This is a genomic window from Bosea sp. AS-1, assembly GCF_002220095.1.
Classification (GTDB): domain Bacteria; phylum Pseudomonadota; class Alphaproteobacteria; order Rhizobiales; family Beijerinckiaceae; genus Allobosea.
This window is the reverse complement of record NZ_CP022372.1, coordinates 4,996,800-5,006,236: the sequence shown is the minus strand read 5'-3', so window position 1 is coordinate 5,006,236 and position 9,437 is coordinate 4,996,800. Positions and strand designations below refer to the sequence as shown.

Annotated in this window: 10 protein-coding genes; all 10 read right to left on the bottom strand. The window is 61.4% G+C overall.

The features are described 5' to 3' along the window. Positions 1 to 28: 28 nt before the first annotated feature. Positions 29 to 817: a phage head morphogenesis protein gene (locus CE453_RS25520; RefSeq protein WP_089177139.1), complete on the bottom strand. Its 789-nt coding sequence runs from the start codon at positions 815 to 817 to the stop codon at positions 29 to 31. After that, on the bottom strand, positions 762 to 2,204 hold the full coding sequence (locus CE453_RS25515; protein ID WP_089177138.1) for a DUF4055 domain-containing protein: 1,443 nt from the start codon (positions 2,202 to 2,204) through the stop codon (positions 762 to 764). The genes CE453_RS25520 and CE453_RS25515 overlap by 56 nt, the downstream gene beginning before the upstream one ends. Then, positions 2,201 to 3,859 carry a hypothetical protein gene (locus tag CE453_RS25510; RefSeq protein ID WP_089177137.1) on the bottom strand — a complete coding sequence of 553 codons (1,659 nt, stop codon included), beginning with the start codon at positions 3,857 to 3,859 and terminating at the stop codon, positions 2,201 to 2,203. The genes CE453_RS25515 and CE453_RS25510 overlap by 4 nt, the downstream gene beginning before the upstream one ends. Then, the gene (locus CE453_RS25505) at positions 3,828 to 4,325 is read right to left on the bottom strand and encodes a helix-turn-helix domain-containing protein (RefSeq protein ID WP_089177136.1); all 498 of its coding nucleotides are present in this window, start codon (positions 4,323 to 4,325) and stop codon (positions 3,828 to 3,830) included. The genes CE453_RS25510 and CE453_RS25505 overlap by 32 nt, the downstream gene beginning before the upstream one ends. 770 nt (positions 4,326 to 5,095) lie before the next feature. Further along, positions 5,096 to 5,728, bottom strand: coding sequence for a transcription termination/antitermination protein NusG (gene nusG, locus CE453_RS25500; RefSeq protein ID WP_157733185.1), 633 nt, complete (start codon positions 5,726 to 5,728; stop codon positions 5,096 to 5,098). A gap of 157 nt (positions 5,729 to 5,885) precedes the next feature. After that, complete coding sequence (locus CE453_RS25495) at positions 5,886 to 6,086, bottom strand: hypothetical protein (RefSeq protein ID WP_089177134.1); 201 nt, start codon at positions 6,084 to 6,086, stop codon at positions 5,886 to 5,888. 171 nt (positions 6,087 to 6,257) lie between these two features. Further along, positions 6,258 to 8,396 carry an AAA family ATPase gene (locus CE453_RS25490; RefSeq protein WP_198302209.1) on the bottom strand — a complete coding sequence of 713 codons (2,139 nt, stop codon included), beginning with the start codon at positions 8,394 to 8,396 and terminating at the stop codon, positions 6,258 to 6,260. A gap of 53 nt (positions 8,397 to 8,449) precedes the next feature. Further along, the gene (locus tag CE453_RS25485) at positions 8,450 to 8,782 is read right to left on the bottom strand and encodes a hypothetical protein (RefSeq protein WP_089177132.1); all 333 of its coding nucleotides are present in this window, start codon (positions 8,780 to 8,782) and stop codon (positions 8,450 to 8,452) included. Continuing rightward, positions 8,779 to 9,057 carry a hypothetical protein gene (locus CE453_RS25480; protein ID WP_089177131.1) on the bottom strand — a complete coding sequence of 93 codons (279 nt, stop codon included), beginning with the start codon at positions 9,055 to 9,057 and terminating at the stop codon, positions 8,779 to 8,781. Before CE453_RS25480 ends, CE453_RS25485 begins: the two co-directional genes overlap by 4 nt. Further along, positions 9,054 to 9,266: a hypothetical protein gene (locus CE453_RS25475; protein WP_089177130.1), complete on the bottom strand. Its 213-nt coding sequence runs from the start codon at positions 9,264 to 9,266 to the stop codon at positions 9,054 to 9,056. Before CE453_RS25475 ends, CE453_RS25480 begins: the two co-directional genes overlap by 4 nt. Positions 9,267 to 9,437 lie beyond the last annotated feature (171 nt).

Genomic DNA, 9,437 nt, shown 5'->3' with positions numbered 1-9,437 from the left:
GGGCGAATAGGAGGCTTAGGCCTCGCGCCTATTCCTCGGGTATTTCGACCAGCGCGATAGCAACGCACCGGCAGTTGACATCATGACCGGGATGCCCCGTTTCGGCCGGGGGCTTTGCCCAGGCGAAACGCTTGCCCTCGTTGGCTTTGTGTGTGGGTCGCTCCCGCGAATCCAGCACACCCGACCAGCGATAGTGGGTGATCCCGCATTGTTCCTGACGAATGCGCGTCAGGTCGCTGTTGGCCTTCTGGATCTGATCGCGAGCGATGAGCTTGGCGCGCCGGCTGACGATGCCGAAATCCTCGCGAAGCTGCTTTTCAAGCTCGCTGGGCCTCGTGCCGTCGACGACAGCCTGCGTCACCAACCGCTCGATGCGCACCCTGACATCGTCGCCAAGACCCTGGATCAGCGCCACGTTGCGGCGCACGATCATGTTGAAGTCGGTCTGGATATCGTCGCGCGCGAGTTGCCCGGCCAGATTGATGCCGGTCGAGGATTTAACCTCGCTGACCCATTCCTTACGGTTGCGGATTTCCTCACGCGAGATCAGCCGCGTCGCGATCTCCGCGACGTTCGGCGTGACCTTGGCAATGACCGTTTTGAGTCCGTCCAGCGCCTGATTGACGCCCTGGGCTGACTCGACCGTAGGGGCAATGACGTTCTTCGTGTAGCGAGCCGCCGCGGTGATCAGGAGCTTGAGCGCGCGCATGTAATCGCGCTCTGCCCTGACTGACTGCTTTGGCGGCTGGATCTGGAAGAACTTACGGCTGACCTTCTTCGCTTTCAGAAGCTCCGCCAGGTCGATCCGTTGGTTCATCGTCCTCTAGCTCTTCGTCGTAGCCCGAAAGCTTCTCGACCTCGTCCTCCGGCTCGAAATCGTTCTCCAGCACCTTGCGACGCTGCATTTCGCGCAGCAGCGTCTCGTGGGTGATGTAGCCGCTATCGGCCATCGCAAGCAGCGTGGTCTGGTCGGTCGAGGCGAAGACGGACGCGCCGAAGTCGCGGTTGACGTTGACAGTGACCTCGGCCCTTTCGCCACCAAAGCGGCAAAGCAGGCCATAGGCTTCCTCGAGAGCATCCTCGAGGCTGTCCGCCATCATGGCGAGCGGAGAGATTTCCTTGGTGTCGTCCCGGATCTCGCCGGTTGCCGTTTGGCCGGGCTGAGAGACGAGCAGTTGCAAGCCCATGGCCTGCATCTGCGTTTCCATGTCCTTCAGGTCGTTGCGACCGGCCTCGATCGAGTTGCCGCCATGCTCCACGTAGGAAAGCTTGGCGTCGGTCGACGACATGCGGGCCAACTGGCCAGGCCCGATGACGAAGGTATCCTTCTCGTCCCAGCCCGCGCCGAAGAGGATCGGCACGCGGGCGACATGCAGGATGTTGCGCTGGTCCGATGAGGACTGCCAATGCGCGCAGTTGAGGTCGGCCAGATCTGCGAAAGGCGGGTCGCCAATGAAGAACCCGCCGCGCTTGAAGTAGACCGCAACGATCGGGATGCGATCGGTGATCCCGGTTGTGACGCCGTCCTTGTGTCGAATCCAGCTCTCGCTGTCGCCCTTCTTGCGCCACGTCTCCCAGCGGCCCGGCTCGATCACGCGGACCTGCTCGACTTCCTTCTCCTCGAAGGGATGATCGGGGTCGGGCTCGTAGGCGCATTCAAGCAGGCGAACCTGCGTGGCGACCTCGCGCCCGCCGATCGTGGTGGACTTCCAGCCGATCAGGTCTTCAGTTTTGACGTGGACGAGGTAGGGGCGCTGCCCGGCCGCATCCTCATCCGCCTTGGTAGCGCCCTCCGGTAGAGGGGGCGGCATTTCAGCCAGGATGAACGAGACGCCGGTCGTCATGGCGTCGATCGCCACCTCGAACGCGAAGGTGTTGAGGTCGCGCCCGGTGAGGTCGATGTTCTCAGACCATTCCTTGATTTTCTCTGGCGCGTCGTCGCCAAGCTGAATCGGCTTGGTGAACATGCGCCCGACCATGTCGCGGACGGTCTTGGCGAAGGCGTTGAACAGCACCGTGCGATTAAGGCGCACCGTGTAGGCCAGTGCGTCCTCGGCAAACTCGCGCGGAAGATACTGCTCGCCTTTCGCCCGCATGGCTCGCGTGCCGCCCAGGAGGGCGCGCGGCAGATCCCATTTCTCATGGGATAGCATGTAGTCGCGCGAGGGCGTGCGAACGGTCTTGGCAACGGAGCCAGCGGTCATATCCGAAGAGGTTCCCAGATAACGCGACCGGCTCTGTTTGCTGGCCAAAATGCCATGACGATCGCGTCCGCGAGGTTGGGCGAGCGCGTGCCTTCAGGCGTCTTGTCGACGACGAGCTTCATGCTGGGCGTTTTGTCCGCCGTCGCCTGGCTCAGTTCCTTTTCGACCTTTCGCAACAGAGGAAGGTCGGATGGCAGGCTGATCAGTTCATCCGCGGTCCATGTGAACGACGGGTCATTGACAGCGCGCCATGTGCGCTCGAACCGGAGGCGTAACTGCCACCAGGCTTGGGCCTTCAGGTTCTTGTAGAAATCGGCATTGAGCGGCGAATCGCGGTCCTTTTCGACCACGCGCCCCTTCGGGTTCAGAACCTCCGCGCCCGCATTCCACGGGACGAAGCGGATGGTGCTGGGCAGAAGCCCGTCATCCGCCAGCCGGTTGGATTCGGCTTTGACGCCGGCTCCCACGCCGATGCAGTCGTATTGCAGCTCGAGCGGGCCGAGGCCCGCGCAAGCCGTGACAGCGCGGCGTGTGGTCTTGCCGGTGTCGCGCTCACCCCATTCCTCGACGGATTTGAGGATTGGGCCTTTGCGTTTGGCCAGCGCATTCGTGTCGCCGCCCGAGTCGGCAACGTCGAGCGCGGCAACCCAGCCGCCTTCGTCGGTAAAGCCCAGCTTGACGTGAGCGTCGATCGCCGCCTTGACCCATTCGGCCGGGATGATCACGCCCTCGACGGCTGCCGAGTAGTTGCGATCGACCTCTTGCGCGAACAGATGCAGCAGGCCCGCGTCCTGTGCGGCCTGCTTGCGGGTGTCGTACCAGTCTTGCGTCTTGGCGGGGTGATCCCGCCAGTCCATCACGAAAACGCGCGTCTTGCCCTTTTGGGCCTCGGTTCCGGGCATCCAGTCAAGGCCGGCCTCGCGCTTGCGATGGAAGACGTTGCCGAGGCCGTTGACCGAGCTGATGTCGATCTGGACGCGGGTATTGTCCGCGAGCGCGGCTTCGATCTTCTCAGGCCGCTCGTAGTGCGCGCTTTCGTCCTTGAAGTAGATCAGCTTGCGGCCACCGCGGCCGATATTGTCGCCAGCCTCACCCGTAATGGTCGCACCATTCTCGGGGTTGATGAACTTCATGTAGGTCATGTGGTCGTTGGGCGATAAGCCCATCGGCCAGAACTCGCGCGGAATGCCGCGCAGGACCATGCGCATCTTTTCGAAGATGCTGTCCGGGTCGCCCAGCTTGTCGACCAGCTGCTCCTTGCGTGAGCCCCAGCCGACCGAGGAGCCGGGCCAGAACAGCCACAGCCAGATCGAGAATGCGGCGCAGACCCATGTCGCGCCCATGTCGCGGCACTTCTCGACGAGGCCGTTTTCCTGATCGGTCAGGCAGGCCTGCAGGAAGGTGACGAGCTCAGCCTGCTTTTCGAACAGGATGAACGGCATGCGCGCAGGGGTATCACCGCCCGCGTTTCGCGGATCGTAGGTGTCGCACCAGTGATTGATGAACGCGACAGGGTTGGTGCGATAGAACTCCTTGGCGCCGATGATAAGCGCTGGGTTGGCGCGGATCTTCAGGATTTGCTGCTGGCGCCAGGCAAAGACGCCGACATAGTTCGGCGGCCAGTTATCCGCCTTCGCCGTTGACGGTGGCTGCATACGCTTCTGCGGCTTGCTGCGGCGTCATGGTGGCGCTGACGACCTTAAGCGGCCCACCATCCGGGCCTGTGTGCTCTTGGGTGATCTTATCCCGCCACTCGGCAGGCTTGCGGTTCTTCAGCCAGTTGAACGCCGCGCCGGTATCGGGCGGGACGTGCTCGACGACGGGCGCGCGGATGATCGTGCCCTTCTCGTTGAAGATTTTCTCGGACTGATAGGAGTAGCCGACCGCCCGGTTGTACAGGGCGCGCTCGACGCGAGCGTCGGCTTGGTCCTTGCCCGCGATGACCGCCTGACAAAAATCTTCGTTGGCGTGCTTCCAGCGGTAGATCGTGCGGGTGTCGACTTCGAAGAAGTCCGCAAGCTCCATATCGGTTGCGCCAAGAGCGCAGAGCTTTGCGGCCTGGGCCGCGTACTCAGGCTTGTAGGCGGTTGGAGCTCCGCGGGACTTTGGTTCGGTACTCATGGGCTCGTGCGGCGCGGGTTATCTCGGCGCGACTCTGTGAGGCCTGGGGATACCAGCCCTGATGAGCACTCTGTGCCCATTTGCGCCGCACGATGGGGGATGGCCGGGAGGCCAAAGAAAAACCACACACCGAAGCATGGGGCGTCGCAAGGCGCGAGGCCGAGCGGGGTTATGATTTCGAAGCCACCATTTCCGCACCGTCCGACTGTCTGCCCGTGACTGGCACGAACCACGCTGCCTTCGGATCTAGTCGGCCGACCACTAACCCGGATTTCGATGGTCGTTTAACGGATCACCCAGGGTGGCTAGGATGCTGGGCGCACCCGGTTGCCAGTCCTCTCGGCTTCGAACTCTAAAAGCGATAGCAGGAATGGAGTGATACGAGCGCCTTCCGACGTCAACCAGAGCCATGCCGCCTGCCGCTATCTGGCCTAGGAACCCAGATGCCGGGTTTACACCCCGTGACCAGGCAAAGCTTCGCACTCACCCTGAAACTCAGGTCCGGGGTTCGGGGAGCTCAACCGAAGCGAGCACGCGCGCCAAACAAACCGTGCAACCACTATCCAGAAAAATGGATTAGTACGTCAAGGGGATTTATTCGACGCCATTCAGCATCGTCCGCGTACCGGCCATGAACCAGATGAGCGCGAAGAAAAGCCAGGCCCATGCGTTTTCTGGAGCAAAGAACGTCTGCGGCTCATACCCTGCACCCATTCGATAGCAATCGAACGAGACAAGAAAGCACGCGACAGCCGGCATAAACCGACCCATCACGCTGCCTCCAGTTGCTCGACAGGCAGATCCAGCATGGTCTCCCTCCCGAAGGCGTCTATGGCTACCCTGGCCTTGTCCAGACCGATCGCCTCGACCATGGTGGCCATGAATCCCATGAACGGTCCGGAGAGCAATCGAACGGTTTGTCCTGCCGCAACGAATGGGATGTCTTCAGGCTGCTCTGCTTCCGGCATCGGCGCGTCGTTCTGATAGGCCGCAATGGCCTCGACCACGCCAATCATTTCCTTACCGTACTTGTCGGTCCTAGTCTTGGGAAGCTCTACCCACTTGCCTGCGTTCGAGACGACTCCGACAACGCCGTCGAGATCGTGAATCGATGATAGGCCCGTCTCGACGAAACTGAACCCTTCGGCGAGGCTTCCGGTTGCACTTCGGAAGCGGACCATCGGTTCGCCACTGGCCAGGATGTAGCCGGGGAACGTGCTGCTCAGAAAATCGAGCGGCTTGCGCTTGCCGCCGTACTCGACGTGATGCGACCTATGCGGCCAGAAGACCTGGCACCCCGCCTCGGTCAATGCCTTTGCGGCTCGAGCCTCAGCCCTTGGTGCCGTCAGGATCAGGTACCACGGTTGGCTCAGATCCAGGTCGGGCGCCGGAACCTTGGTCACGGTCTCGCGCCGCTCACCGGGAACTAGCGGCTTCTTGGCAGACAGGGCGATCCTGTCTCGTCGACGTTGTGTCACGGGCATCCCCCAGCCAGAGAGGTCCGCAACGATTTTCGGAATGCGCTGGATCAGAATAGCCGAAGGTGGATTAGTGCGGCAACTACCGGATTTGGAAGACGATCGTGACGCTTAAATGCGTCATGCGGTCATCCGCCTCTCCAACCGACGCAGCGGCGGATGTGATGTGCTGGATAGCCCAACGGCGCTGTTGATTCAGTTCGTCGTTCAGCCAAGCCTCAATCGCGCGCTCAATTTGACCACTCGCATCGCTTCCGTACCCATTGAAAATCTTGACCTTCATTTGCTCCACTCCTTGCTCCAGTTAGTTGGGCTGCTCCAGTCCCCGCTCCAGTCCCAGAGATATATACCCTACGGGTATATATACTCTTGGGACCTTGCTGGGGCCTGAGTAGGTGACTTTGCTCCAGTCTGCTCCAGTCTGCTCCAGTTAATTTTTGCAACTGGAGCAATATCACAGGTTGTATTTCTCAACCCATTTTCCGACCTCAATGAAGGGCTTCGGACGCCGCCTTTCGTCGGGCCGGATGACCTCCTTAAGGTGCCCCTGCTTCACCCACGCCTCGATGAGACCAGCCACGATCTTGCGGTTGCCGGGGTCAGACACATCGATGTCCATCACCTCTGCGATGACATTGCCGGCCCACTCTGGGGACCGGTTGTCCGCTCTGCAATTCATGGCACCTGAAATGGCCTCCTGGATCGCATACATATCCACATCGTTCCGCTCCTCGGGCGCAGGCCACTTCCACGGCGCCACAACGGCCACGTTGTCGCCGTTTGTCCCTAGGGGGCCGTTCATGAGTGGAACGCTGACGATCTGGAACCAGAATGACTGGTCCGGGGGCGGCGCCATGTTGGACTTGCCATTATCCATCTTGAAGTACCCGCGGCGGCTCTGTACGCCCGCCTTGGCCGCCTGGTCGTCCGACATAGGGTTGAGCACCCGAGCCGAGCGGGCAGCCGCTAGGAGGGCGCTGGCGCCACGCCCGTCCTCGACCGTGATCTCTCCGCCCATCGTTTTGCGGACGTGGTGCACGAGCTCGATGGAGCAGTTGGTCTCGTCTGCGATCTTGGCCCAAAGCTTGGCCACCATGTCGATCGCGCCGTTGTCGTTCTCGCTGACACGGTGTGACGACACGAAGGGATCAACGATCAACACGTCGATCTTGCGCCGCCTGATGGCAGCCTTGACCTGCTCCACAATGGGAAAGGCGATCTTGGTCCCGCCCTTTTCCTCGCGCGCCACGATGATCTCGGTCTGGCGTCCCGAGTTCATGAACAGGCATTGCTCAAGCCCCTTGTGGTTGAGCCCGAAATGCATGATGGCCGCGGTCATCCGGCGCTGCATTTCATCGGCAGGATCTTCACCGTTCCAGAGCCAAACGTTGAAGCACCCGTGCGGCTGGACGCCCAGCAGAGGCTCGCCGGTTGCCATGGCAAGGGCCTCGACCATTGTCAGGCTGGACTTGCCGACGCCGCCAGGGGCGAGCGTGAGACTCAGGAACTTGCGGATATAGTGGCCGCCGTAGACCCATTCACGCATCGGCAGCTTGGCTGGGTCGGACCAGTAGAAGGGGTTGGGATCGATTTCATAATCAGACTCGGGAACAATTTCTCCCGTCTCAGGGTCGGCCAACGTGCCGTCTTCCATCGCGACGTATTTGGGTTTCGGCGCAAGTGTAATAACGTCCGGGTCAGGTGGCGGCATGCGGGGGCTAGAAGAGCCATCGCGAATGGCGCGCGCGATGGTTCCCTTGGGGCCTAGAGCCTTGTCGTTGGCCGGGATGCCCCAGGACATTGCTGCGTTGGCGAGGGCAGCATAGGCCTCGCTGAAGGTCAGGCACTCGCCACCGACGAGTTGCCCGATACGGAAGGCGATGCGATTAGCCTCCTCGTTGCGTGTACCAGGAGCCGCACTGGCCAATGAACGCATGTCGGCATCTAGCGCCGCATGCCCGTAAAGGCGCTTGCGCTCATCACTGACGGGCGGTCCGGCCTCGACCGTGAACTGGGCTGCGGGCTTTTCACGCGAGCCTGACAGGACGTCGATCAGCCATTCCGGGGGCGTATCGGCCTCAAGAAAATAGCCATCCTCTGGCTCGTAGCGACGGCCGTCCAGCATGGTGGCACCAGGCGCGATGACGTAGCCGCCGAATCCTCGCACGTCGACGCCGAGGGGGAGCGCCCCGCGGCCGTTCCCGTGCTTCGCCCATTGCCGATAATAGAGATGAGTTCCACCCGTGATGGTGTCGACCTTGGGCACGTCGGCAAGATCGTCGCCATGGCTTTCGGCAAGGTCATTGAAGGCCAAGACGCCATCGGCCTGGCCTGGCTTGCGATCAAGGTCTATCACCACCAGCCCGGACTTGGACAAGTCGATGGCCGGGATGGCGTCTGGGTAGCTAGACCACCATTGCCGAATACGACTTTCGTTGGTGGTGGATGCCGATCGCCAGAGAATGCCAGGGTACGGGGTTTTCTCCTTCCACTGCGGCTCGCCGTGCTCATCGAGCGGGCCGTTTTCGGGGCGGCACGGGAAGACGGAAACGCCCTGGCTCGCGAGGTCCAGGGCGAGGTCGAAATTCGACATGGCGGCATGCGCCATGGCGTCGAAGACGTCGGGGAGTATAGCCATCTGAAAACCTAAAAAGGAGCCTGGTGATCGGCGATGCGTTTGCGCATGGAATCGCCGAAGGCGCGGATCATGCGATTGCCGGCGAGCTTGAAATTGCTGGGGTCCAAGAGGGCTAAGTCGGTGGTTCCGACCTCGTCCATGAACTGGCCAAGCGCGACCATGGCGTCGTCAATCGCCTCATGCTCGCAGGCGTCGAACTGGCGGGGTGTGAGAAGGTTGGCTTTGGATGCGATTGGCATGCAGTCCTCGCATACCCAACGGGGTGTCTTGTTGCGCAGGAGGCCGAGGCCGCAGTCGCGGCGCCGGCAGATGAAGCAGGGCTGTGGGTCGGTGAATGTCATTGGGACTTGAGGGAGCGGAGACGATTGGACAGCTCGTCTAGTGCTCCTGAAATCAGTGCCGCCTCAGGTTGGGGCAGAGCATCGAAGTGAGTTTCAAGCCTTTCGCAAAGCTGCGCCGCCCACTCCATCTTGTCGTTCTCTGCGGATCGAATGGCAGAGGCGATGACCTCTGCCATTGTCTTGCGTATCGGCGTTTCGAGGTATGGCTTACTGCCGTCGAGCGGTTCGCACAGCGAGCGAACAACCTCCTTCGCCCTCTCCTCTGGCGTGGTCATGGGGCTTCTTCCTCAACAATATCGAAGCGAAACGTGCCGCAGGCCTTGCGAGCAAGATCATCGATGGCCTGCTTGATCTCGCCAGTCGGCCCGTAATAGGGCGTGCCCTTGAGTGCCTTGTTGACCTCAATCCACTGGCTCAGGCGCATCGTGAAGGAGATCGTGGCCTCAAGGTTGCCAGGGTCTTTAATCGTCAGCTCTGCTCTCATTCCCCGCTCCTGCTGATGTTGGGGGTGGGCTTGGTGCCTTCGAAAATGCGGATCGTGGCCGCCTCCGCCCGTAGGTCGATTGCTTCGTCTCGTAATAACCTCCGCGAAGTTGGCGAGGAGGTTCGGTCGGCCAAGCCCTCAAGCCATTCAGCGTCATCTTCCAGTCTCTGC

Excerpts from the sequence above, each read along its gene's own strand:
- CE453_RS25520 (WP_089177139.1), bottom strand. The coding sequence starts at position 817 with ATGAACCAACGGATCGACCTGGCGGAGCTTCTGAAAGCGAAGAAGGTC.
- CE453_RS25515 (WP_089177138.1), bottom strand. The coding sequence starts at position 2,204 with ATGACCGCTGGCTCCGTTGCCAAGACCGTTCGCACGCCCTCGCGCGAC.
- CE453_RS25510 (WP_089177137.1), bottom strand. The coding sequence starts at position 3,859 with ATGCAGCCACCGTCAACGGCGAAGGCGGATAACTGGCCGCCGAACTAT.
- CE453_RS25505 (WP_089177136.1), bottom strand. The coding sequence starts at position 4,325 with ATGAGTACCGAACCAAAGTCCCGCGGAGCTCCAACCGCCTACAAGCCT.
- CE453_RS25495 (WP_089177134.1), bottom strand. The coding sequence starts at position 6,086 with ATGAAGGTCAAGATTTTCAATGGGTACGGAAGCGATGCGAGTGGTCAA.
- CE453_RS25490 (WP_198302209.1), bottom strand. The coding sequence starts at position 8,396 with ATGTCGAATTTCGACCTCGCCCTGGACCTCGCGAGCCAGGGCGTTTCC.
- CE453_RS25485 (WP_089177132.1), bottom strand. The coding sequence starts at position 8,782 with ATGACATTCACCGACCCACAGCCCTGCTTCATCTGCCGGCGCCGCGAC.
- CE453_RS25480 (WP_089177131.1), bottom strand. The coding sequence starts at position 9,057 with ATGACCACGCCAGAGGAGAGGGCGAAGGAGGTTGTTCGCTCGCTGTGC.
- CE453_RS25475 (WP_089177130.1), bottom strand. The coding sequence starts at position 9,266 with ATGAGAGCAGAGCTGACGATTAAAGACCCTGGCAACCTTGAGGCCACG.